This window comes from Clostridium sp. (assembly GCF_016650035.1).
Lineage (GTDB): Bacteria > Bacillota > Clostridia > Clostridiales > Clostridiaceae > Clostridium_AD.
Genome location: NZ_JAENWM010000020.1, coordinates 1 through 22,479, shown reverse-complemented (window position 1 = coordinate 22,479; position 22,479 = coordinate 1). Strand labels below are relative to the sequence as shown.

Annotated in this window: 26 protein-coding genes and 1 tRNA gene; 7 read left to right on the top strand and 20 right to left on the bottom strand. The window is 31.7% G+C overall.

Going from position 1 to position 22,479, the window contains the following annotated elements; all coding sequences use genetic code 11:
* Nucleotides 1–29: 29 nt before the first annotated feature.
* The 13 genes from JJD95_RS06795 to JJD95_RS06735 all read right to left on the bottom strand — a co-directional run bounded on the left by JJD95_RS06795 (nucleotide 30) and on the right by JJD95_RS06735 (nucleotide 11,312).
* Entirely contained in the window at nucleotides 30–980 is a 951-nt protein-coding gene (locus tag JJD95_RS06795) for an acetyl-CoA carboxylase carboxyltransferase subunit alpha (RefSeq protein WP_291641631.1), read from the bottom strand.
* Nucleotides 981–1,022: 42 nt separating this feature from the next.
* Nucleotides 1,023–1,883, bottom strand: coding sequence for an acetyl-CoA carboxylase, carboxyltransferase subunit beta (gene accD, locus JJD95_RS06790; protein WP_291641630.1), 861 nt, complete (start codon nucleotides 1,881–1,883; stop codon nucleotides 1,023–1,025).
* Nucleotides 1,884–1,944: 61 nt separating this feature from the next.
* On the bottom strand, nucleotides 1,945–3,291 hold the full coding sequence (locus JJD95_RS06785; RefSeq protein WP_291641628.1) for an acetyl-CoA carboxylase biotin carboxylase subunit: 1,347 nt from the start codon (nucleotides 3,289–3,291) through the stop codon (nucleotides 1,945–1,947).
* A gap of 41 nt (nucleotides 3,292–3,332) precedes the next feature.
* Nucleotides 3,333–3,779, bottom strand: a complete 447-nt coding sequence (gene fabZ, locus JJD95_RS06780) for a 3-hydroxyacyl-ACP dehydratase FabZ (protein WP_291641626.1) — start codon at nucleotides 3,777–3,779, stop codon at nucleotides 3,333–3,335.
* Nucleotides 3,780–3,795: 16 nt separating this feature from the next.
* Nucleotides 3,796–4,314, bottom strand: coding sequence for an acetyl-CoA carboxylase biotin carboxyl carrier protein (gene accB / locus JJD95_RS06775; RefSeq protein WP_291641667.1), 519 nt, complete (start codon nucleotides 4,312–4,314; stop codon nucleotides 3,796–3,798).
* Nucleotides 4,315–4,316: 2 nt separating this feature from the next.
* The gene (gene fabF / locus JJD95_RS06770) at nucleotides 4,317–5,558 is read right to left on the bottom strand and encodes a beta-ketoacyl-ACP synthase II (protein WP_291641624.1); all 1,242 of its coding nucleotides are present in this window, start codon (nucleotides 5,556–5,558) and stop codon (nucleotides 4,317–4,319) included.
* A gap of 41 nt (nucleotides 5,559–5,599) precedes the next feature.
* Nucleotides 5,600–6,340, bottom strand: a complete 741-nt coding sequence (gene fabG, locus JJD95_RS06765) for a 3-oxoacyl-[acyl-carrier-protein] reductase (protein WP_291641622.1) — start codon at nucleotides 6,338–6,340, stop codon at nucleotides 5,600–5,602.
* 34 nt (nucleotides 6,341–6,374) lie between these two features.
* On the bottom strand, nucleotides 6,375–7,310 hold the full coding sequence (gene fabD / locus JJD95_RS06760; RefSeq protein ID WP_291641620.1) for an ACP S-malonyltransferase: 936 nt from the start codon (nucleotides 7,308–7,310) through the stop codon (nucleotides 6,375–6,377).
* A gap of 58 nt (nucleotides 7,311–7,368) precedes the next feature.
* On the bottom strand, nucleotides 7,369–8,301 hold the full coding sequence (fabK, locus tag JJD95_RS06755) for an enoyl-[acyl-carrier-protein] reductase FabK (RefSeq protein ID WP_291641618.1): 933 nt from the start codon (nucleotides 8,299–8,301) through the stop codon (nucleotides 7,369–7,371).
* Nucleotides 8,302–8,402: 101 nt separating this feature from the next.
* The gene (acpP, locus tag JJD95_RS06750; RefSeq protein WP_291641616.1) at nucleotides 8,403–8,633 is read right to left on the bottom strand and encodes an acyl carrier protein; all 231 of its coding nucleotides are present in this window, start codon (nucleotides 8,631–8,633) and stop codon (nucleotides 8,403–8,405) included.
* Nucleotides 8,634–8,653: 20 nt separating this feature from the next.
* Nucleotides 8,654–9,637, bottom strand: coding sequence for a beta-ketoacyl-ACP synthase III (locus JJD95_RS06745; protein WP_291641615.1), 984 nt, complete (start codon nucleotides 9,635–9,637; stop codon nucleotides 8,654–8,656).
* Nucleotides 9,638–9,656: 19 nt separating this feature from the next.
* Nucleotides 9,657–10,109, bottom strand: coding sequence for a MarR family transcriptional regulator (locus JJD95_RS06740; protein ID WP_291641613.1), 453 nt, complete (start codon nucleotides 10,107–10,109; stop codon nucleotides 9,657–9,659).
* 129 nt (nucleotides 10,110–10,238) lie between these two features.
* Nucleotides 10,239–11,312, bottom strand: coding sequence for a nitronate monooxygenase family protein (locus JJD95_RS06735; RefSeq protein ID WP_291641611.1), 1,074 nt, complete (start codon nucleotides 11,310–11,312; stop codon nucleotides 10,239–10,241).
* Between the two features lie 282 nt (nucleotides 11,313–11,594).
* Between JJD95_RS06735 and corA the strand changes: the two genes are divergently transcribed.
* From corA to JJD95_RS06720, 3 genes are all read left to right on the top strand, one after another.
* Nucleotides 11,595–12,548: a magnesium/cobalt transporter CorA gene (corA, locus tag JJD95_RS06730; protein WP_291641609.1), complete on the top strand. Its 954-nt coding sequence runs from the start codon at nucleotides 11,595–11,597 to the stop codon at nucleotides 12,546–12,548.
* Between the two features lie 44 nt (nucleotides 12,549–12,592).
* Nucleotides 12,593–12,856 carry a zinc ribbon domain-containing protein gene (locus JJD95_RS06725; RefSeq protein ID WP_291641607.1) on the top strand — a complete coding sequence of 88 codons (264 nt, stop codon included), beginning with the start codon at nucleotides 12,593–12,595 and terminating at the stop codon, nucleotides 12,854–12,856.
* Between the two features lie 95 nt (nucleotides 12,857–12,951).
* Nucleotides 12,952–13,446 (top strand): TspO/MBR family protein, encoded by a 495-nt coding sequence (locus JJD95_RS06720; RefSeq protein WP_291641604.1) that lies wholly within the window; start codon nucleotides 12,952–12,954, stop codon nucleotides 13,444–13,446.
* 6 nt (nucleotides 13,447–13,452) lie between these two features.
* Here the strand turns inward: JJD95_RS06720 and JJD95_RS06715 are convergent, their stop codons facing one another.
* Entirely contained in the window at nucleotides 13,453–13,899 is a 447-nt protein-coding gene (locus tag JJD95_RS06715; protein WP_291641602.1) for a staygreen family protein, read from the bottom strand.
* A gap of 162 nt (nucleotides 13,900–14,061) precedes the next feature.
* Entirely contained in the window at nucleotides 14,062–14,376 is a 315-nt protein-coding gene (locus tag JJD95_RS06710; protein ID WP_291641600.1) for a demethoxyubiquinone hydroxylase family protein, read from the bottom strand.
* A gap of 171 nt (nucleotides 14,377–14,547) precedes the next feature.
* On the opposite strand from JJD95_RS06710, the gene JJD95_RS06705 reads away from it, so the two are divergent.
* Together JJD95_RS06705 and JJD95_RS06700 are read left to right on the top strand one after the other, a co-directional pair.
* Nucleotides 14,548–15,423 (top strand): SPASM domain-containing protein, encoded by an 876-nt coding sequence (locus JJD95_RS06705; protein ID WP_291641598.1) that lies wholly within the window; start codon nucleotides 14,548–14,550, stop codon nucleotides 15,421–15,423.
* Between the two features lie 78 nt (nucleotides 15,424–15,501).
* Complete coding sequence (locus JJD95_RS06700; RefSeq protein ID WP_291641665.1) at nucleotides 15,502–16,146, top strand: undecaprenyl diphosphate synthase family protein; 645 nt, start codon at nucleotides 15,502–15,504, stop codon at nucleotides 16,144–16,146.
* Nucleotides 16,147–16,492: 346 nt separating this feature from the next.
* Here the strand turns inward: JJD95_RS06700 and JJD95_RS06690 are convergent, their stop codons facing one another.
* The 4 genes from JJD95_RS06690 to JJD95_RS06675 all read right to left on the bottom strand — a co-directional run bounded on the left by JJD95_RS06690 (nucleotide 16,493) and on the right by JJD95_RS06675 (nucleotide 20,046).
* Nucleotides 16,493–16,708, bottom strand: coding sequence for a hypothetical protein (locus JJD95_RS06690; RefSeq protein ID WP_291641595.1), 216 nt, complete (start codon nucleotides 16,706–16,708; stop codon nucleotides 16,493–16,495).
* Between the two features lie 134 nt (nucleotides 16,709–16,842).
* On the bottom strand, nucleotides 16,843–18,402 hold the full coding sequence (locus JJD95_RS06685) for an ATP-binding protein (protein ID WP_291641593.1): 1,560 nt from the start codon (nucleotides 18,400–18,402) through the stop codon (nucleotides 16,843–16,845).
* A gap of 255 nt (nucleotides 18,403–18,657) precedes the next feature.
* On the bottom strand, nucleotides 18,658–18,786 hold the full coding sequence (locus JJD95_RS06680) for a hypothetical protein (RefSeq protein WP_291641591.1): 129 nt from the start codon (nucleotides 18,784–18,786) through the stop codon (nucleotides 18,658–18,660).
* A 60-nt stretch (nucleotides 18,787–18,846) separates the two neighbouring features.
* A complete protein-coding gene (locus JJD95_RS06675) occupies nucleotides 18,847–20,046 on the bottom strand; it encodes a peptidoglycan DD-metalloendopeptidase family protein (RefSeq protein WP_291641589.1) in 1,200 nt (399 codons plus the stop codon).
* A gap of 190 nt (nucleotides 20,047–20,236) precedes the next feature.
* Here JJD95_RS06675 and JJD95_RS06670 point away from each other — a divergent pair, with 190 nt between their 5' ends.
* Nucleotides 20,237–21,223: a DnaD domain protein gene (locus tag JJD95_RS06670; protein ID WP_291641588.1), complete on the top strand. Its 987-nt coding sequence runs from the start codon at nucleotides 20,237–20,239 to the stop codon at nucleotides 21,221–21,223.
* Nucleotides 21,216–22,196 carry an ATP-binding protein gene (locus tag JJD95_RS06665; RefSeq protein ID WP_291641587.1) on the top strand — a complete coding sequence of 327 codons (981 nt, stop codon included), beginning with the start codon at nucleotides 21,216–21,218 and terminating at the stop codon, nucleotides 22,194–22,196. The genes JJD95_RS06670 and JJD95_RS06665 overlap by 8 nt, the downstream gene beginning before the upstream one ends.
* A 142-nt stretch (nucleotides 22,197–22,338) precedes the next feature.
* Here the strand turns inward: JJD95_RS06665 and JJD95_RS06660 are convergent.
* Nucleotides 22,339–22,413: transfer RNA gene (locus JJD95_RS06660), tRNA-Thr, on the bottom strand.
* Between the last annotated feature and the right edge of the window lie 66 nt (nucleotides 22,414–22,479).

Here is a 22,479-nt window from a genome sequence, read left to right as displayed (position 1 = left end):
TTCTTTATATCATCATTATAAATTATTTGCTATTCTACTATTTTTCCAATTTTTCTAAATTTATAATATCTCTTAGTTAGTAACGACTCTATAGGCTCCCCTATCAATCTATTAATTGACTCTTCTAGGTTACGTTTAATACTTAATGCCATCTCACCTACGTTAGTGTGTGCTCCACCTAAAGGTTCTTTGATAATTCTATCTATTATTCCAAAATTAATTAAATCTTGAGCTGTTATTTTCATTTCATTAGCTGCTTCTTTTGCACGACTTGCATCTTTAAATAATATAGTAGCAAAGCCTTCTGGCGACAAAATGGAATATATTGCATGTTCGAGCATCCAAACCTCATCAGCTACAGCCATTGCTAGAGCTCCACCGCTTCCACCTTCGCCTATAACTATTGAAATTATTGGTGTTTTTAAATTTGACATTTCCATAAGATTCCTAGCAATTGCCTCTCCTTGTCCTCTTTCTTCTGCACCTATTCCACAGTTTGCTCCTGGAGTATCTACAAGGCAGATTACTGGTCTATGGAATTTTTCTGCCTGTTTCATAAGTCTTAAGGCTTTTCTATACCCCTCAGGATTTGGCATCCCAAAGTTCCTCTTTATGTTTTCCTTGGTATTATTACCCTTTTGCTGAGCTATAACAGTTACAGATACACCATTAATTTCAGCTATTCCACCTACAATAGCTGCATCATCCCCATAATATCTGTCTCCATGAAGCTCCATAAAGCCATCAAAAATTAGATTTATATAATCAAGAGCAGTTGGACGTTCAACAAGCCTTGCAATACTTACCTTATCCCAGGCAGTTAAATTTTTATAGGCTTCCTTTTGCATATTATAAAGCTTAATTTCCAGCTGCCTTACTTCTTTTCCCAAATCTATATTTTGTTCTATTGCTAAATTCTTTAAATCATCTATTTTATTCTTAAGTTCATACATGTGCTTTTCAAAAGGTAAAGTTACCATAAAATCTCACTCCCTATCGTTGCTTTTAGCTCTTTCTATTAGCTATGAATGAATTTTTAATATTTGCGTTAAAGTATCTTTCATTGCCTTTCTATCCACTACCTTATCTATAAAACCCTTTTGGAGCAGAAATTCAGCCCTTTGAAAGTCATCAGGTAATTGCTGCTTTATTGTTTGTTCAATAACTCTTCTACCTGCAAAACCTATTAGTGCGTTGGGCTCAGCTATTATTATATCTCCAAGCATTGCAAAACTTGCTGTAACTCCTCCGGTAGTCGGGTCTGTTAGAACTGTTATATAAAGGCAGCCATTTTTATTATGCCTCGCAATCGCAGCACTAGTTTTAGCCATTTGCATTAGAGAATATATCCCTTCTTGCATCCTAGCTCCCCCTGAGGCTGTAAATATAATAATTGGTTTTTTAGCATCTGTTGCTCTCTCAATAGCCCTTGTAATTTTCTCACCAACAACAGACCCCATACTTCCCATCATAAAATTGCTATCCATCACTGCAACTACTGTATCATAACCATTTATCTTTCCTTCTCCAGTTATTACAGCTTCATTTAATGATGTTTTTTCATGAAAACTTTGAAGCTTATCTTCATATCCTTCAAAATCTATGGGATTGTCTGAGATCATATTCTTATCATATTCTATAAAAGTCTCACTATCTATGGTGTAATTTATTCTTTCTTTAGCACCAATTCTGAAATGAGTTCTACAATTTTCACAAGTCATTATACTATTCTCTAAATCCTTACTATAAAGAATTTTACCACAAGTTTGACATTTAACCCACATTCCGGTCGGAATATTAGGTTTATTCTCACCATCTTCATCTTGTAAACTTTTAACCTCAATATACCTGTTCTTTTTAAATATACGATTAAATTCAAACATATAGCTACCCCTTTCTAAAAGCATACCTAGTAATAAATTTCAGTATGCATTTATCTAGTTTTTAAATATCTTTAAATTCTTTACTAATAAAACTAGTATCAAATTTTCCTTTTATAAAATTATCATTATTTATTATTTTAAATTGGAAGTCTATGTTAGTATCTACTCCTTCTATTATAAACTCTCCTAAGGCCCTTCTCATTTTACATATCGCTTCTTCTCTGTTTTTACCATGTACAATGAGTTTTCCTATCATCGAATCATAATTAGGTGGTATTTTGTAACCTTGATACGCTGCACTATCAATTCTTACCCCATATCCTCCAGGAATATGAAGTGATTTTATTTCACCTGGACAAGGCATAAAATTTTTGGAAGGATTTTCTGCATTTATTCTACATTCAATAGCATGACCCTGAATTTTTATATCCTCTTGTTTATAAGAAAGCAATTGTCCCGAAGCAATCTTTATCTGAGCTTTAACTAAATCTACCCCGGTAATCATTTCAGTTATTGGATGCTCCACCTGTATACGGGTATTCATCTCCATAAAATAATATTCCCCATGCTTATCTAGTAAAAACTCTATTGTTCCAACATTTTTATAATTAATAGAGCTAGCCGCTTTAACTGCAACCGCACCCATCTGTTTTCTAAGTTCTTCTGTCATTACAGGTCCTGGCGCTTCCTCTATTACCTTTTGATTCCGCCTTTGGATAGAGCAATCCCGCTCACCGAGATGAATAACATTTTCATGCTCATCTGCAAGTATTTGAAACTCTATGTGCCTTGGTTCTTCTATAAATTTTTCCATATACATTGTATCATCACCAAAAGCATTTTTCGACTCTTCTTTAGCGGTATTATAGGCGGGTATAAGCTCTTCTTGTTTTCTAACAATTCTTATACCACGTCCACCCCCCCCTGCTGAGGCCTTTATCATTAGTGGATATCCTATTTTTTTAGCCCACATTAAAGCTTCTGCTTCAGTAGCCACAGCCCCTTCTGAGCCAGGAACTACGGGAACTCCAGCACGAATCATTATTTCTCTAGCCTTCACCTTGTTGCCCATATTCTCCATATTACTTGAATCTGGTCCTATAAATTTTATATTACATTCCTCACACATCTGTGCGAACTTACTATTCTCAGACAAAAATCCAAAACCAGGATGAATTGCCTCTGCACCTGTAAGCACTGTTGCACTTAATATATTTTGCATATTCAAATAACTATCTACAGATTTAGCAGGTCCAATGCATACAGCCTCATCCGCCATTTGAGTATGAAGAGCATTTTTATCTATCTCAGAATATACTGCCACAGTTTGAATACCCATCTCATTACAAGCCCGAATTATTCTTACCGCTATCTCGCCTCTATTAGCAATTAATATCTTCTTAAACATACTATTTACCTTCCCTGCACTTAAAATTATTAACTAAAATATTAAATACCTACGGCAAACGTAATTTCAGCTTCTGCCGCCTTTTCTCCATTTACTGAAGCTACTGCCTTTCCAATTCCAACAGGTCCCTTCATTTTGATTATTTCTACTTCAAGTTTTAGTACATCTCCTGGAACAACTTTTTTTCTAAATCTAGCTTTATTAATACCACCAAAATAAGCAATTTTGCCTTTGTAATCATCCATACTTAGTAGTGCTACCGCTCCGACTTGTGCAAGCGCCTCTATAATTATTACTCCTGGAACTACTGGTTCCGTTGGAAAATGACCTTGAAAAAAATACTCATTCATAGTAATATTTTTATATCCTACGGCTCTTTTCCCTGGTTCTAATTCCTCCACCTTATCTACAAATAAAAATGGATATCTATGAGGAATAATCTCTTGAATTTGTTTTATATTTAAAGTAGTACTTTTTATATTTTCCATATTAATGTCTCCACCTTTATTTTTTGAGTATTTTGAATAACGGCTGACCATACTCTACCATGTCACCATTCGATACTAATACTTCTACGACTTCCCCATCTACTTCACTTTCAATTTCATTCATAAGTTTCATCGCTTCTAAAATGCAAAGTGTATCTCCCTTATTAATTTTCGAACCAACTTTTACAAAATTGTTTGAATCGGAACCAGGAGAAGTATACATGGTTCCAACAATTGGAGATTTAACTATAACTAAATTTTCCTCAAGCATTACCTTCGCTGCATTTTCTATTGTGATAGCCATATTATTATCTTGTTTTTCTAAAGGCAACCCATTTACAGCTATATTTTCTGTATTTAATGAATCCCCAGTTACTTTTTCTACAGGTGCAACGTAGCTAGTCATTTTTTCTACTACTATCTGTTTCTCTTTTTTCTCCATTTTTATCATTATGCCTTCTGTCTCTATTTCAAAAGAGGTAAGTTGTGAATCACTAACGGTTTTAATTAACTGTTCAATATTTTTATAATCCATCATTATTTACCATCCCACTTTTTTAATAATATAGTAGCGTTATGACCACCAAATCCTAAGGAATTTGACATCGCATATTGTAGACTCTCTTTTCTTCCGCGATTTGGAACATAATCTAAATCACATTCTTCATCTGCCACTTTATATCCTATAGTTGCCGGTACAAAACCTTCTTCTAATGCTTTTACACAAACAATAGCTTCTATTGCTCCCGTAGCTCCAAGAAGATGTCCTGTCATAGATTTTGTTGAACTTACAGGTATTTTATACGCGTATTCTCCAAAAGCCACTTTTATAGCTGCTGTTTCAAACTTATCATTGTATGGAGTGCTTGTTCCGTGAGCATTGATGTAAGATACTTCTTCGGCTTTAACAGCCCCATCTTTAAGTGCCATTACCATTGCCCTTGCAGCACCCTCTCCGCTCGGTGCTGGTGAAGTTATATGATAAGCATCACAAGTTGATCCATAGCCCTTCATCTCTGCATATATATTCGCATTTCTTTTTTCTGCATGCTCTAAAGATTCAAGTATAACTATACCTGCACCCTCTCCCATAACAAAACCGCTTCTCTCTTTATCAAATGGAATCGATGCTCTTAGCGGATCCTCACTTTTACTTAAAGCTGTTAAAGATGTAAAACCTGCTAAAGCTAGTGGAGTTATTGATCCCTCTGATCCTCCAGCTATTATTATGTCTGCTCTTCCATCTTGAATCAAGTGAAAAGCGTCTCCTATTGCATTTGTTCCTGTAGCACAAGCTGTAACCACACTAGTACACATGCCTTTAGCACCATACTTTATTGCAATGTTTCCAGCTGCCATATTTCCTATTATCATAGGTATTAAAAATGGTGACACTCTATTTGGTCCCTTTTCCATTAGCTTATTTTGTTCCTTTTCAATAGTACCAATTCCACCTATTCCTGAACCAACTACTACTCCTAATCTTTCACTATCTATAGCATTTAAATCAAGTCCTGAATTTTTAATAGCTTCATCAGCTGCTACCATTGCATATTGACAATATTTATCCATTTTCCTGGCTTCTCTTTTATCTAAGGCAACTGTTACATCAAAATCCTTAACTTCTGCACCCATTTTACATTTATATTCTGAAATATCAAAAGACTTAATTACATCTATTCCACAAGTACCTTCTTTTACATTGTTCCAAAAGCTATTTACGTCATTTCCTATAGGAGTGACTGCTCCCATTCCCGTTATAACAACTCTATTTTTCATAGTGTGAAACCTCCTTAAAATCGTAATTAACTGTTGCTTTACTACATTACCATTCCACCATCTACATTTATAACTTGACCTGTTATGTATGAAGCTTCTTCTGAGGCTAAAAATGCTACTGCATTTGCAACATCCTCTGGACATCCCAGCCTCTTTAGTGGAATAGTACCCATTATAACATCCTTTACCTTGTCTGGAAGTACATCAGTCATATCTGTTGCAATATATCCTGGTGCTACTGCATTACAAGTAATTCCACGGCTTGCAAATTCTCTAGCAACTGCTTTAGTCATGCCTATTATACCTGCCTTTGCAGCTGAATAATTTACTTGCCCTGCATTTCCTGTAAGCCCAGACACAGAGGATATATTTATTATTCTTCCACTTCTTTGTTTAAGCATTATGGCCGAAACATGCTTTGTGCAATTAAAAGCACCCTTAAGGTTAATATCTATAACGCTATCAAAGTCATCTTCCTTCATTCTCATTAAAAGGCCATCTTTTGTTATACCAGCATTATTAACTAGAATATCTAGCCTTCCGAATTCTTCAATACATTTTTTTATCATATTCTCAACACCACTATAACTGCTTATGTCACACTTAACAGCTAATGCCTTAGATCCTAAAGCTTCTATTTCTTTTACTACTTCCTGTACTCCACCTACACTGTTTCTATAGTTAAGGACTACATTTGCTCCAAGTTTCGCTAGCTTTATAGCTATAGCTCTTCCAATACCACGACTTGCCCCTGTAACTACTGCTGTTTTTCCACTTAACATTAATCTGCACTCCTTTATTCTCTCCATAATGGTTCTAACTCTTTAGATGTTCTATTGCTTTATTTAAAGATGCCAAATCTTCTACATTCACCACTGTCAGTTTTCTATCTATTTTTTTAACAAATCCACTTAATACCTTCCCTGGTCCTATCTCTACAAAGGTATCCACACCATCTTTTATCATATTTCTTATAGTTGTTTCCCATAAAACAGAACTCATAACTTGAAGTTTTAAATTATCTTTTATATCTTCCCTACTCTTTACATAATCACCATTAACATTGGTCATTACTGGAATATTAAATTCTTTAAAACTTATATTCCTCAGTTCCATCTCTAATTTCTCTGCTGCTGGTTTTAGCATAGAAGTATGAAAAGGTGCACTTACGGATAAAAGCATTGCTCTTTTTGCACCCTTTTCTTTAGCCAGAGTGCAGGCAAGTTCTACTGCTGCTATTTCCCCGGCAATTACTATTTGTCCTGGACAATTTAAATTAGCTATTTCTACTATTCCAGAAGTTCTTGCTTCACTACAAGCTACTTTGACTAAATTAGCATCTAATCCCAAAATAGCTGCCATAGTTCCTATCCCTTCTGGCACTGCTTCCTGCATGAACCTTCCACGTTTTTTAACAAGCTTTACAGCATCTCTAAAATCCATAGCCCCGCTACATACAAGTGCTGAGTATTCTCCAAGACTAAGACCTGCAGTTACATCACATTTAATGCCACATTCTCTTAATGCCATAAGTGCTGCAATACTAGTAGTCAAAATAGCTGGTTGGGTATTCTCAGTTATATTTAGTTCTGATTCTATGCCTTCAAAACAAAGTTTACTTAACTTAAAATTAAGTTCTTTATCTGCTATATTAAATATATTTTTACATACCTCTATATTCTCAAATAATTCCTTGCCCATACCAATATATTGGGCTCCCTGTCCCGGAAAAATAAAAGCAGTTTTACTCATAATTTTCCTCCTATTTTATTTATTACTTGATTTCATATATGTTAAATAATATTATCTTTTATCTAAATTTTGTGATGGTCTCTTCTGCCTCTTTAAACATTTCTTGTATAATTTCACTGCAGCTTTGTTCTTTCTTTATAAGGCCTGCAATTTGTCCTGCCATAACAGATCCCATGTCTACATCGCCTTCTTTTACTGCTCTTGGAAGACATCCTTCACCTAATGCTGCTAATATCTCGAGTGGAGCGTTTTCTTTCTCAAGCTTTTGGAATTGTCTTGATAACTTATTTTTTAAAACTCTAACAGGGTGTCCTGTAGATCTTCCTGTCACCACTGCATCTATATCTTTTGCAGCTAATACCTTCTTTTTGTAGTTTTCATGAACTGTACATTCATTGGCTACTAAGAACCTTGTACCTACCTGAACTCCCTGTACTCCAAGCATAAAGGCTGCTGCAAGACCACGTCCATCACCTATACCGCCTGCTGCAATCACAGGGATAGTTACTCCATCAACAACTTGAGGAACAAGTGACATAGTTGTAAGTTCACCAATATGTCCTCCAGATTCACAACCTTCTGCTATAACTGCATCTGCTCCAGCTCTTTCCATACGCTTAGCTAAAGCAACAGATGCAACTACTGGTATTACCTTAATTCCATGCGACTTCCAAAGTTCCATGTATTTTCCTGGATTTCCAGCACCTGTGGTAACTACCTTAACTCCTTCTTCACATACAAGATGTGCAATTTCCTCTGCATTATCACTTAAAAGCATTATATTCACACCAAAAGGTTTGTCTGTTAATTTTTTTGCTTTTCTTATTTCATCTCTTATATAATCAACCGGTGCATTAGCCGCTGCTATAATACCCAAGCCCCCCGCATTAGATACTGCTGATGCTAAACTACTATCTGCAACCCAAGCCATTCCACCTTGTATTATTGGATATTTCACACCTAATTCTTTAAAAAATACGGAATTAAACATTTTACCCCTCCTTTATTCCTTAACCCATATAGTTAGGGTCAGATAATTATAGAAAAATGCTCAGTATTTCAGCTCTCTAATTATCTAACCCCAAATTACTATTATTTCATTTTTGCTTCTATATATTTAACAATTCCCTTTACATCTTTAATATTTTCTATATCTTCATTTGGAATTTCAATTTCAAAAGCTTCTTCAAGGGACATTACAATTTCAAATATCTCAAGTGAATCTACTCCTAAATCATCTGCGAAATTTGCCTCCATTGTAACTTCTACCTCGTCTATTCCTAATTGTTCAACTATTACATTTTTAACTTTTTCAAATATCATTAATAATTCCTCCTAAAATTTTATTTGTTAATTGTCCATTCTATTAATGCAGCTCCATAGGTTAATCCACCGCCAAAGCCTACAAGTATAATTTTATCTCCAGCAGTAAGTAAGTTCTTTTTATTCATTTCGTCTAAAGCTATAGCTATACTTGCTGCTGATGTATTGCCATACTTATCTAAATTTATATAAAATTTATTTTTGTCAGCTTTCAATCTTTTAATAATGAAATCTATTATTCTTAAGTTTGCTTGATGGCAAACCACGTACTTAATATCCTCTAGTGTACAATTATTTTCTTTAAGAATTTTATTTATACTACTTTCAATAACCCTTACAGCAAATCTAAAAACCTCTTTGCCATCCATCTTTAATGTTGCTTTAAAATCTTCATTTCCACTTATAAAAGTGTTTTTTACATCTACAGTTGGACAAGTTAAATAATCACCCTTGTCACCCTCTGAAGATGAATTTACAGAAATAATCCCACGCGTACCACCTGCTTCAATTACTGCTGCGCCTGCACCATCTCCAAATAGTACACAAGTGTTTCTATCTGTCCAATCAACAATCTTTGATAGCACCTCAGCACCTATTATTAAAGCTCTTTTACATTGACCTGTTCTAAGAAATTGCATTCCTATATTAATGGCAAATATAAACCCCGAGCATGCTGCTGATATATCAAAAGCCATGGCATTAACTGCTCCTATACTCCCTTGAACTATACATGCCGTAGCCGGAAGGAACTGATCTGGCGATGTACTTGCAAGAATAATAAGGTCTATATCACAAGGTTTAACCCCTGCATCCTTTAATGCCTCTAATGCCGCTTTTATGGCTAAATCCGAAGTGTTTTCACCTTGTGATATATGCCTCTCCTTGATACCAGTCATAGAAGTTATCCATTCATCAGATGTATCTACAATTTCTGATAACTGATGATTAGTCATAATGTTTAGAGGAGCATAACTTCCCGTACCAATTATTTGTACCTCATTCATTTCCTAATCGCTCCTTTCATTAATTTTCTAACTTATAATTTTCTTTAAAGAAACAATTTAATTTTTCAAGAGATTTTATAAGTATCTCTTCTTCTTTATCATTAAGCCCATCTATAGTTGCGTGCACCATGTCAGAATGAAATTTATCATGTATTCTGTAGGCTAACTTTCCTTTTCTAGTAAGAGCAATCATTACTGACCTTCTATCTTCTTCTCCTCTTTTTCTATCTACATACCCTTTTTTTAAAAGTTTATTAATAGCTGTAGTAAGAGTTCCTAAAGTTATTTTAAGTTCTTGGGATACTTCTGTCATAGTTCTATATTGGTACATTCCTATTGCATCAATAGTATGAATTTCTGTTATTGATAGATCATTAAGTACACCTTCTTTAAGTGCTTTCTGCTCTATTTGCAATATATCATTAAATGTCTCTACTAGTAGTTCATTCACAACTACAACAGATTTACTCATATTTATCTCCATTTCTCATACTCTAATTTTTTATATGCTTTGATAATCAAAGTATATCCATGCAATAGTTGTTTGTCAATATATTTAACAAATTTATGTTAAATAGTATTTATATGTCTGTATCGAAATTTAAAAATGGAGTTCTGCATTTGTAATCAGCTCATTCATTAATTCCTTAACAGAAGTAATCTTATCAACCTTATAAGCATTAGTTCCAACGAAAATAAGTCCTTTATCTAAATTACCTCTTACTGCTTGTATTAATGCTTCCGTAATACAATAAGGCGTTTGTTTTGGATTGCATTTTTTTATACATAACGAGCATTTTTCTACCTTGCAACCACTTTCCTCCACTATCTTCATAAATTTATTATCAAGAGCTCTTCCAGGCATACCTACAGGACTTTTAACTAATTTTATATCTTCTTTTTTTGAGTTTATATATGCCAGTTTATAATCTAAGCTAGCGTCGCATTCATCTGTAGCAACAAACCTAGTAGCCATTTGTACCCCTGCAGCACCTAGTTTTATAAATTCTGCAATATCTTCTCCAGTATAAATTCCCCCAGCAGCTACTACAGGGATTTTTTTATTATACTTTTCTTCAAAAGGCTTAATTGCTTCGATAACTTCTTTTACTATTTCCTTTAAATCCTGAGCTGTATTTTCTACAAGTGATTCCATAGAGAACCCAAGATGTCCCCCCGCTTTAGGACCTTCAACAATTACTAAATCTGGTGCACAATTATTTTTCTTATCCCACATCTTCGATATAATTGTAATTGCCTTTGCTGATGATACTATAGGTGCGAGTTTTGCTTTGTATCCTTTAGCTATTTTAGGTAAATCAAGTGGAAGACCTGCACCAGATATTATTAAGTCTATTCCTTCTTCTAAAGCAATCCTTGTTATTTCTTCATAATTATTCATAGCCACCATAATATTTATCCCAATAACACCTTTAGGGCTGAGATTTCTAGCACATCGTATTTCATTTCTAAGTGCCCTTTTGTTTGATTCCCTTGTATTAGTTCTAAAGTCTTCTTCTCTATACCCAATTTGAGCAGTAGATATTATCCCAATTCCGCCTTCATTTGCAACAGCTGCTGCAAGACCTGAGAGTGACACCCCTACTCCCATACCACCTTGAATTATAGGTACCCTTGCTATTAATTCTCCAATTTTTAAAGGAGGTAACTTCATAATTATCCTCTCCCTTTACTTTGATTTTCAAATAGTTTGATAATCAAAGTATATATTTTTCTATATTATATGTCAAGATAAAAATATTTTATAACTGTTATAAGTTTTTTATAAAATAATTTTATGTTTTTATACCTTTAAGTATTTGCAATATGGAAAAAAATATTTATTAATTTAATATTTGTATTGTTATAAGTAATATTTGTATTATAATTAAATTGTTATAATAGATAATTATAGTTGTATTAAAAATACAAATTTCTTTAGAAAGGATGAGTTGACTTGATTCGTATCATAGCCATTACAAAAGATTTAAATGCAATCTATGATTTACCTTTAAAAGATTTATCAACAGAAAACATCCTATGGTACTGGATGGATTTTAACAATCCCAATGAAGAAGAAATATCCTTACTAGACACTTATTTTCATTTTCACCACTTGTCCATAGACGATTGTGTGTTTTCATTTAATACCCCAAAGCTGGATTATTATGATAAATATAATTATTTTGTGCTTAATGCTTTAACTAAAGATACTTTAAATCCTGTAGAAGTTTCTCTTTTTGTAGGCAATAATTACATCGTATCTTTTCATAGCACGAAGTTAAATGAATTAGATGAAGCATGGACAAGGGCAAAAACAACTAAAAAAAATTGGGATAAAGGCCCTTCTTTTATTGCCCATCAAGTATTAGATGAAATCGTTGATGGCTTCTTTCCGGCTATTAATAAAATTGAAAACAAATTATCTGAAATCGAAAATAATGTTGAAGGAAAGCCAACTAAAGACTTACTTGATGAAGTTTTTGGGATGAGAAGCGACTTATTAAAGCTCCGAAGAATAGTAACTTCTATGCGTGATTTATTATATAGAATATTAAACTCGCAGCGACTTGAAGGGTTTCATGAACACAAATTATACTTTTCTGATATTCATGATCACTTAATTAAACTTTCGTATATGGTCGATTCTAATAGGGAAATGACGTCTGATATGCGTGATAATTATTTATCCATAAATTCAACTCGTATGAATCGACATATGATGGTTTTAACTGTTATAACAAGTATCTTTATACCACTAACGTTTATAGCCGGCGTTTATGGTATGAATTTTAAAAATATACCTGAACTTACCTTTAAATACGGTTATTTTGTAGTTTTACTAATTATGGCTATTATTGCAGTAGAAATGTTTTTATGGTTTAAACGCAAAGGATGGTTTAATGTATAGCATTAAAGTGAATTAAAAAAATTATTGGATATGGGGTGTTATTTATGAATAGTAAAGATACTAATTGTCAAAGTTGTGGAATGCCTATATATAAGGATGAAAAAGGTGCAGGAACTGAAGTTGATGGAAGTTTAAGTGAAATATATTGCAGTCATTGTTATAAAAATGGTGAATTTACTTTGCCTGATATTACTGTAAATGAAATGAGGACACTAGTAACTGAACAAATAGTAGCAATGAAAATCCCTAAAATTATGGCATATTTTTTAACAAAAAATACTCGCAAATTAAAACGGTGGAAAAAATAGTATAAAAAAGCTTCTAAATAAGTATACTTATTTAGAAGCTTTTTTATCTGCTCAAACGTCCCTATTAAAAATAATCATAGAAAGGAAGATGTTTTATGTTTAATATTTTTAAGGTAAACGGTAAAAAAAACATTATTGCTCTATTAATTAGCATTTTATTAGCACAGGGTATAGGTTTATTAAGTGGGTTTTTAAGTATGAGTCCTACTAATGCCTATGAAAATTTTAATAAACCATCTTTTTCTCCTCCAGGGTGGGTTTTCCCTGTAGTATGGACAGTTCTATTCTTTTTAATGGCTGTTTCGGCTTATAGAATTTGGATGAGAGGTAAATCAGGAGTGGATGTATCCAAAGCACTCACTTTATATGGTATTCAGTTATTCTTAAACTTTCTTTGGTCCATTATATTTTTCAGATACAGACTGTATGCATTAGCTTTCTTAGAACTTCTTGTATTATTAGTATTCATTCTTTTAACTACTTTTGAGTTTTATAGAATAGATAAAACTGTAGGTTATCTTATGGTTCCTTATATAGCTTGGGTATCATTTGCTGGAGTTTTAAATTACACTATCTGGATGCTTAATTAAGATTTTTTACTTATAATCCGAAGGCGTGCCCCATAGTTCCTGGCGATTAAATAGTGGATAAATCGAATTAAATTTTACATAAATAGGAGCTTTGTCTAGAGTAAAATTTTCTACGAAAAATTCTCTGTCGCCATATCTAATTGCCTGTAATGCCAGCGGTAATTCTTTAACAAAAATGCTATTTCGCACTGCTGACATTACTAGGTTCTTTTCTTTATCTACCATAACATTAACCATAAGGGCATACTCATTATTAATAAAAACCCATTCTGCCAGCACTTCATCCCTCATGTCACTTATTTTTTCATAATCATATTTTTCTGCAATAGTCAAAAATAATTCCCCTGTAATATCTGAATGAGTTAGGGTATGTTTTCTTGGTATAATAGGTTTTGTTTCACCTGTTCCCTTTCCAAAAGTAACGTATAACTTCTCGGGATTTAGTTTTTTCAAAATTTTCCCTCCATAACATAAATATACTGTATATAATATGAAGTTAATCCTTTTTATGTTCTGAATTCTGTATACCTTTTGCATAAGCCATATTTTTAGTAATAATATAAAATGCCACCCAAAAGGATGGCAAAAAACTAATGTTCATTTATAAATTTAATATTACTGCATTGGCTTTTGAAAATTTTGAGACTTCTGATCTTTAATTTTCTGTTTACCCTCCTCAATAAATTGAGCATCCTTTGTCGATAACATATATAAAACTTCTTCAAGTTCGCCAACATGCCTTCTTTCTTCATCCGCTATATGCCCTAATACTTTTTTTACCCTTTCATCAGTTGTAGCCATTACATGAGCTTCATAACCTATGATAGCTTCAAGTTCTCCAGCAATGTCCACACGAATTGCTTGAGCTAGCTCTTCCTTTGACATTTGCCTTGGAAGATTTGCAACAAATGGATTTCCTAATAACGCCATAATATTTTCCTCCTTTTTAACTATAAATATATTTTTAGCCTCATATAAAAATATTATTCATTTATAAATTTAGGGCATCATAAATATTAAAACATGTGTTATCATATTTTTTATATGCTACAATCTATATGTATTAAAGAAATAAAAGTAGTTATGATTGGAGTATTCAAAATGAAAAAATTTAAAAAATTTTATATAGAAATTACAAATGTATGTAATCTTTCCTGTAGCTTTTGCCCTAAGACACTTAGAGTTCCTGAATTCATGAGTATAGAAACTTTCAGGAAAATATTAGATCAAATAAAACCTCATACAGATTATATATATTTTCATGTTAAAGGAGAGCCCCTTCTACATCCGAAATTAGATGAATTTTTGGATTTAAGTTATGAAAAAGGTTTTAAGGTTAATATAACTACCAATGGTACACTTATAAAAAAAGTTAAGGACAAAATAATTTTAAAGCCCTCACTTAGACAAATTAATTTTTCCCTGCATAGCTTTGATGGCAATGACGTTGTTTCTGATAAAAATGAATATGTTAATAATATTATTTCTTTTGTAAAAGAAGCTATAAATACAACAGATACTCTATTTTCCCTAAGATTATGGAATCTAGATGTGGATAATAACACAAATCACAAAAATAAGAAAAATAGCGAATTGCTTTCTGTAATTGAAAATGCCTTCGAGTTAACATATAAAATTGAAGAAGAAATACATCCCGGCCGGGGTATTAAACTTTGTAATAAAGTTTATTTAAACCAAGATCATGAATTTCAGTGGCCAGATCTAAAAGTAGAAGAAGACTATAACCCTTGTTTTTGTTATGGTCTTAGAAACCAAGTAGCCATATTAGTAGATGGCACAGTAGTACCTTGCTGCCTTGACGGAGAAGGTGTAATTAACCTAGGTAACATTCATAAAACTCCTTTTTCTGAAATAGCTTCCAGCAAAAGGGCTAATAACATTATAGATGGTTTTTCCAGAAGAGAAGCGGTTGAAGAATTATGCAGAAAGTGTGGATACATAAAAAAATTTAAATAAAAAATGTGGATTAATATAGCAATAATGGAGATACTATCATTTATAAGTTATAAAAATTCACAAGTAAAGGGTGATAAAATGAGAGTGCCAAATCATATTGGAATAATACCCGACGGAAATAGAAGATGGTCTGTGGGCAATGGGCTATCAAAAGATAAAGGATATTCCTTTGGGCTAGACCCCGGTTTGTCTTTGTATAAAATTTGTAAAGATGTGGGTGTAAAAGAAATAACTTATTATGGGTTTACTACTGACAACACAAAAAGGCCACCCTTGCAAAGAGAAGCTTTTGTTAAAGCTTGTGTAGATGCAGTAAAGCTTTTAAGTACCCAGGATGCTGATTTATTAGTAGTTGGAAATAGTGACTCACCTATGTTTCCTAAAGAACTACTTCCATACACTTCCCGTAGAACCTTTGGAAAGGGCGGTATAAAGCTAAACTTTCTCGTGAATTACGGTTGGGAATGGGATTTAAGTAATCTTGACAAAAATAAAAGCAGCAAAAGAAGTAATATATTTAATTGTATAAAAACCAATGATATTTCTAGAGTAGATTTGATTGTTCGTTGGGGTGGAAGAAGGCGTCTTAGCGGGTTTCTGCCGTTACAATCCATATATTCTGACTTTTATGTTATAGATGACCTGTGGCCTGATTTTAAACCAGAACACTTATCAAAGGCTTTAAATTGGTATAATGACCAAGATGTAACTCTCGGCGGTTAAGTTTTTAATTTTTAGATAGATATGGTTTTAAATAAACTATATCTATTTTTTTATACCTTAAATCATGCTATCATTAGACTAACGTTATTATATTTTATTTTCTTAAAGGAGTTTTTATGGTAAACGAAAAAATAAATTGTTATAAATGCAAGTATTACTATATTACTTGGGATGCTTCTTTTCCTAAAGGTTGTAAATTTTATGGTTTTAAATCTTTGAATTTTCCAAGCTTACTAGTAAAACAGTCCACGGGCTTCCCTTGCGTAAAATTTACACCAAAATAAAGCATACAACTAAGTACGGTGATTAATACCTTTAATTGTATGCTGTATGAATCTAGGAAATACTAATCTATAAACCCACTATTTTGATCAATTACCTCATATGCATAGGGTTCAATTTCTTGTTGTATTATACCTCCATTCTCATTAAGTCCTGTAACTATTGTAGGTATATTTACAAGCTTACTATCTATGCCTTCTGTTTTAACATACTTATCTAAACCATTCACAAATTTATCAGATTCTTCTTTAACTAATTCTCTCCCTTTAATACGTCTCAAAATCCAAGTCTCCTTTTAGATATTAGGCTATCCATATACAAATACTTATATACCTACTAATTTATTTAGATATATTAAACTCAGACGATTACGTTTCTAAAAGAGATAATTTTTATTCGTTTTTATTATAATTATTATTTTGTTTTCTTTACAACTTTATGAAGCACACCAGCTAATTGTTCTAAAGTATAAGGTTTTTTAATACAATCCATAAACCCATAAGCTCTACAATCATCCATTACACCGTCACTACTATATCCACTTACTACTATTGCATGTACATTTATATCAAGCTCTAAAAGCCTTACAATGGTTTCTTTTCCACCCATGCCTCCACGTATTGTAAGGTCTATCATTACAGCATCAAAAGTGTTGTTCTTTGTCATTGAATTTTTATAAGCTTCAATTGCCTCCTCTCCATTTTTTGCTAGTTCTACCTGGTATCCTAGTTCCATAAGCATAAGCTTGTTAATTTCTCTAATATTTTTATTATCATCCATTACCAATACTTTACCAGTGCCTTTTAGTACTTTTTCATGTTTAACACGATTTATAATTACTTGTGGCTCTGAAGCAACTAAATAAATGTAAAAGCTTGTACCGACTAATTCCTCAGATTCTACGAATATATATCCATTATGCTTAGTAATTATTGAATAACTAGCTGCAAGCCCTAGTCCTGTACCATTCTCCTTTGTAGTAAAGTATGGTTCAAATATTCTATCTATATTTTCTTTAGGCACACCCTTCCCTTTATCTCTTATTTTAATCATTACGTATCTTCCTTGCTTTATATTATTTTTATTGTTTTCAATTATGTTTATATTTGTAGCACTTACTTCAATAGCTTCTCCCTTTGCCATGGCTTGGATTGCATTTATTAATAAATTATTAATAACTTGGCGTATTTGACCTTCATCCACTTCTACGTGCCATAAATCCGATGCTATTAAAAATTTGCATGTATTATTAGAGCCGCTTAATACCATATTAGCGGTGTTCTTAATTAAAGTTTTTATGTTTATATTTTTTTTAATTGGTATACCCTCTTTTGAAAAATTCATTAATTGTTGATTAAGATCCTTTGCTTGAATTGTTAATTTTTCTATTTGTGAAAATTTCTTATGAATATTATTAGATATTTTATTAGTACTTATATTAAAATATGATTTTATAATAAAGATATTCCCTAATATTATAGTTAATATATTATTAAAATCATGAGCAATCCCAGCTGCAAGAATGCTCAAAGAATTTATTTTCTCAAGTTTCACTAATTGTTCTTCAAAAGAATTTTTCATTTCTTGTATTTTTTTTTGCATTTCATCTTTTGATACTAAGTACTCACTTATATCATTAATAATTACTCTTATTTCATTACAATTATTGTCTTTATCAAATATTTTGTTAAAAATTAATTGAAAAAAGCAAGTCATTTCACCAATTTCAATTTTTCTAACTTGTTTCTGTTGATTATAGCCACTTCTAATAAACTCCTCAGTCTTTATATTAAGCCATATTGGTATGGCAAATTTATTTTCATTATTAACGCTAAATTCCAATGTATTTATCTTTGCAAGTATTTTTTTTGCTTCACTATTCAAGTAATTAATTTTAATATGTTTATTAAAACATATTATTGGAATAGGTAACAGTTCATATTCATTAAATGTAATTTCTTCACTTAAACCCATTATTTTAATCTCCCTATATAATAATAATTTTTGTATTATAATATATTTTTTAAAAGGCCTTAATACAAACTTAAATAAAATTATTATTTATTATGTAAATATAAGTATATTATACCATTATTTATATTTATTGTACCTATTTATTTGAAATTTAATTTGATTTGTTTATTGGTAAAAAATGAAGTAGCGATAACAACTTTTATATTATTGTTATCGCTATTTCATTTATTTAAATATTAATTTTAATTGATGAATTTATTGCTCATCAACTCTTACTTCCGACTTGCGTTTTTTCTTCTTCATATCAGATGCTTCAATAGTATCTGGTTTTTTAGGTTTATTGTCTTTTTCCTTTGCAGGTGTTTTCATTTCTTTATATGGCATAAAATCACTCCTTTATAATGTATTTTTTACTTTTGTTATAATTTTATTCATGGATTTATTTTACCGTACGTATTTTTCAGGATTTTGAGGCTCTCCATTTACTCTAACTTCAAAATGTAGATGAGGTCCTGTGCTATTCCCGGTACTTCCCACTTCTCCTATTTTTTCACCTTGTTTTATATTTTCACCTATTTTTACATTTATAACACTACAATGTGCATATGTAGTTTCCATACCCCCAGAATGGGAAAGCTTTATTACCTTGCCATATCCATCCTGAATGCCAGCAAAAGTTACGGTACCATCTAATGCGGCATTTATTGTCGTCCCTAAATTTGCTGCAATATCAACTCCTTTATGCATTTTTCCCCAACGCATACCAAAATTTGAACTTATACTACCTCTTGATGGACTGATTATATTAGTGGCCGTAAGACTTGTTGAGTTATAGCTTCCTACTAATATTTCTTTATTTTGAACTTTAGCTATAACCTCTTCTTTTAATACCTTTTCAGAAACAATATTATTATTGAGTACTATTATCTCAGTAGTAACTTTTTTTGTTCCTTCTATGCCTTCCTTTTGAACCTTACTGACACCCGCTTTTAATTCATTCGAAGATTTCGTAATTGTACTAGGGTATATTTTATGTTCTTTTATTGTACCACCTACTACTTTTACGGTTATAAGTGGCTTTTTAGCACTATCATTATATTTTATTAACGCGCTTATAACCTCATCGCTTCCACTTAGGTCTCCTAATTTAATTTTAGCAGGCTCATAACTAATTTTATTTTCTATCTCTATATTTCTAATACTATCCATCGCAGTTTTCTTAGAATAATAGTCTTTTACGGAATTTAAAATTTGTTTTCCCACCTTTTCACTTGCCACATATGCTAATTTTCTATCATCAGCTTTCATTAAAAGTACTTCTGCTACTATATTGAACTTTTTTAACATTACTCCTTTAAGGTTCTCTCCACTCAGAAACACATCATAATCAACTACTCGTTCATTATCTAAAGTAAAATCCTGTTTTATAATTACATTTCCATATTTAGATCTAATTTCGCTTTGCAATTCACTATATATCTTATTAAATTCCTTTTTAGTTTTTACAAAAGTTATGGTGTTGCCTCCAATTGAAACTTTATAACCACTAAATCTATAAACATTGAAATACAAAATATTAGCAGTAACTATAAATGTTATGATTATCACACATATAGTTGTTTTGTTTTGTTTTAAAATATTCACTTTATACCTCCCATGCACTTACTTAATATGCCCTTTATTTATAATAATATACATTAATGAAATATATTTTTTATTTCTTTTTTTAGCTATATGGTATACTATAGGTTGAATAATATAATTTTTATAAGCTAAGGTATTGTAAATAATTTAAAATCATAGTTTTATAATATAAAAGAAAGGTAGTGACTTTATGAGTACTTTCATGTTTAAGAATGAAAATTTTAAATATACTCCTGTGAGTAATATTTTTATAGATAAGTTCATGCCTAGAGCTAGGGGAGAATTCGTTAAAGTTTATCTTCTTGGGCTAAAGTATTGCGCCTGTGGAGAAATAGGTGCAACATCTTCCGTTATTGCAAATACACTAGGGCTTCTAGAAACAGATGTTGTTAATGCTTGGAACTATTGGAATGATGAGAACCTAATTAAAATGACTGCCATTGATAATATGGGTAACTTTAATATTGATTTTTTAGATTTATTAGATATTCCAACTGATAACACACAAAGTATAAATTTAATTGAAGAATTAGCCAATGCTTCAGTTAAGGGTATGTTACAGGATATTGAAAAACTAATAGCTAGACCTCTTTCTCCAAAAGAAATGACGATGTACCTAAGTTGGCAAAAGGATTATAATTTTGCCCCTGAGTTAATACTTCTGTTAATACAATATTGTGTATCAAAAGGTAAAGTAGACTATAGATATATAGAAACCATAGCAATTGCATGGCATGATGCTAATATTAAAAATATTGAAGATGCACAATCCTATATAAGAAAACATGAGGATAAATGGATAAATATAAGAAAAATATTAAATTACCTAGGAATAAAAGCTCCAGAGATAATGAAACCTCAAGAACAAATATTAGATAAATGGATAAATGTTTATAAATTCTCTCTTGACGTTATATTTAAAGCTTGCGATATATGTTTTGCAAGGCTTAACAGAGCAGACTTTAAATATATTGATGGCATTTTAAATAGTTGGTTTAAAGATGGTATAAATTCTTTAGAGGATATTGAGAAAAAAGATAAAAAACGTATACTCACTACTAAATCCACTACTGCTGGTGTAAAACCTGCCAAGGGAAGCTTTAACGATTATGAACAAAGAGCCTATGACTTCGATGAACTCGAAAAAAAATTACTAGGATGGGATAATAATGATTAAAGGGTATCAAACAAAAATATTAGCACTATATGATAAAGTAAGACTCGAAGAAGAAACTAATTTTAGAAACAGAAAAGCTCATATAGAAAAGACTCATCCTGAAATTATTGAAATAGATAAAAAAATAGGTAAATTATGTATAGAATTATCTATTAGTGCCATGAAAAGCATTAATAATAGGGATGAGTACTTGCACACTTTAAGGGAAAAAATAATGGATTTAAGAATGAAAAAATCTGAACTACTGGTATCTAACGGTTTTGATATGGATTACCTCAATTTACATTATAAATGTGATAAATGTAGAGATACAGGTTTTATTGGAAATGCTAAATGCTCTTGTTTTAAGCAGAAAGTTATAGATGTTTATTACACTGGTTCCGAACTTAAAAACATGTTAAAAATCCATAATTTTGATAATTTTAAATTAGACTTCTATCCTTCTAAAAAAAATGATCTTCAACCAGAGTCTCCAAAGAAAAATATAGAAAAGATTTTATCTAAATCTATGAAATTTTTAAAAGATTTTGATACCTCAGATGAAAATTTATTATTTTATGGTGGTCCTGGCACAGGGAAAACTTTTTTGTCTCATTGCATTACAAAGGAATTAATGGACAAGGGCTCTTTTGTGGTATATCGAACTGCTGAGGAACTTATAAAGGGTTTAAAAGAAGTTCGATTTAATGGTGACACTTCTTTAGAAGAACTTCTAATAAATTGTGACCTTCTTATTATAGATGATTTAGGTACTGAGCAACTTTCAGATTTCACTAAAATGGAGATGTTTAATTTACTTAACACAAAGTTATTAAAACAAAAGAAAATGCTAGTTTCTACTAATTTAACTCTTGAAAATTTATTGAATACTTATTCCGAGAGAATAACTTCTAGATTACTGGGCAATTTTACTGCTTGCAAATTCTTTGGAGAAGATATAAGAATAAAGAAAAATCTAAGTAAATCAAAATGATTTACTTGTTATTATAAAGAAAAAGTACAAATTACTATAAATTATAGTAATTTGTACTTTTTTTCATGAAACTTAAAATATTATAACCTTACTTATAATTTTTCACAAAAAAAAGTCCTAAACAAATGTTTAGGACTTTTTTTGGAGCTAGCAATAGGAATCGAACCTACAACCTGCTGATTACAAGTCAGCTGCTCTACCGTTGAGCCATGCTAGCAAACATATGGCGACCCAGAACGGACTCGAACCGTCGACCTCCGCCGTGACAGGGCGGCACTCTAAC

Excerpts from the sequence above, each read along its gene's own strand:
- JJD95_RS06795 (WP_291641631.1), bottom strand. The coding sequence starts at position 980 with ATGGTAACTTTACCTTTTGAAAAGCACATGTATGAACTTAAGAATAAA.
- accD (WP_291641630.1), bottom strand. The coding sequence starts at position 1,883 with ATGTTTGAATTTAATCGTATATTTAAAAAGAACAGGTATATTGAGGTT.
- JJD95_RS06785 (WP_291641628.1), bottom strand. The coding sequence starts at position 3,291 with ATGTTTAAGAAGATATTAATTGCTAATAGAGGCGAGATAGCGGTAAGA.
- fabZ (WP_291641626.1), bottom strand. The coding sequence starts at position 3,779 with ATGGAAAATATAAAAAGTACTACTTTAAATATAAAACAAATTCAAGAG.
- accB (WP_291641667.1), bottom strand. The coding sequence starts at position 4,314 with ATGGATTATAAAAATATTGAACAGTTAATTAAAACCGTTAGTGATTCA.
- fabF (WP_291641624.1), bottom strand. The coding sequence starts at position 5,558 with ATGAAAAATAGAGTTGTTATAACGGGAATGGGAGCAGTCACTCCTATA.
- fabG (WP_291641622.1), bottom strand. The coding sequence starts at position 6,340 with ATGTTAAGTGGAAAAACAGCAGTAGTTACAGGGGCAAGTCGTGGTATT.
- fabD (WP_291641620.1), bottom strand. The coding sequence starts at position 7,310 with ATGAGTAAAACTGCTTTTATTTTTCCGGGACAGGGAGCCCAATATATT.
- fabK (WP_291641618.1), bottom strand. The coding sequence starts at position 8,301 with ATGTTTAATTCCGTATTTTTTAAAGAATTAGGTGTGAAATATCCAATA.
- acpP (WP_291641616.1), bottom strand. The coding sequence starts at position 8,633 with ATGATATTTGAAAAAGTTAAAAATGTAATAGTTGAACAATTAGGAATA.
- JJD95_RS06745 (WP_291641615.1), bottom strand. The coding sequence starts at position 9,637 with ATGAATGAGGTACAAATAATTGGTACGGGAAGTTATGCTCCTCTAAAC.
- JJD95_RS06740 (WP_291641613.1), bottom strand. The coding sequence starts at position 10,109 with ATGAGTAAATCTGTTGTAGTTGTGAATGAACTACTAGTAGAGACATTT.
- JJD95_RS06735 (WP_291641611.1), bottom strand. The coding sequence starts at position 11,312 with ATGAAGTTACCTCCTTTAAAAATTGGAGAATTAATAGCAAGGGTACCT.
- JJD95_RS06725 (WP_291641607.1), top strand. The coding sequence starts at position 12,593 with ATGAATAGTAAAGATACTAATTGTCAAAGTTGTGGAATGCCTATATAT.
- JJD95_RS06720 (WP_291641604.1), top strand. The coding sequence starts at position 12,952 with ATGTTTAATATTTTTAAGGTAAACGGTAAAAAAAACATTATTGCTCTA.
- JJD95_RS06710 (WP_291641600.1), bottom strand. The coding sequence starts at position 14,376 with ATGGCGTTATTAGGAAATCCATTTGTTGCAAATCTTCCAAGGCAAATG.
- JJD95_RS06705 (WP_291641598.1), top strand. The coding sequence starts at position 14,548 with ATGAAAAAATTTAAAAAATTTTATATAGAAATTACAAATGTATGTAAT.
- JJD95_RS06700 (WP_291641665.1), top strand. The coding sequence starts at position 15,502 with ATGAGAGTGCCAAATCATATTGGAATAATACCCGACGGAAATAGAAGA.
- JJD95_RS06685 (WP_291641593.1), bottom strand. The coding sequence starts at position 18,402 with ATGGGTTTAAGTGAAGAAATTACATTTAATGAATATGAACTGTTACCT.
- JJD95_RS06680 (WP_291641591.1), bottom strand. The coding sequence starts at position 18,786 with ATGCCATATAAAGAAATGAAAACACCTGCAAAGGAAAAAGACAATAAA.
- JJD95_RS06670 (WP_291641588.1), top strand. The coding sequence starts at position 20,237 with ATGAGTACTTTCATGTTTAAGAATGAAAATTTTAAATATACTCCTGTG.
- JJD95_RS06665 (WP_291641587.1), top strand. The coding sequence starts at position 21,216 with ATGATTAAAGGGTATCAAACAAAAATATTAGCACTATATGATAAAGTA.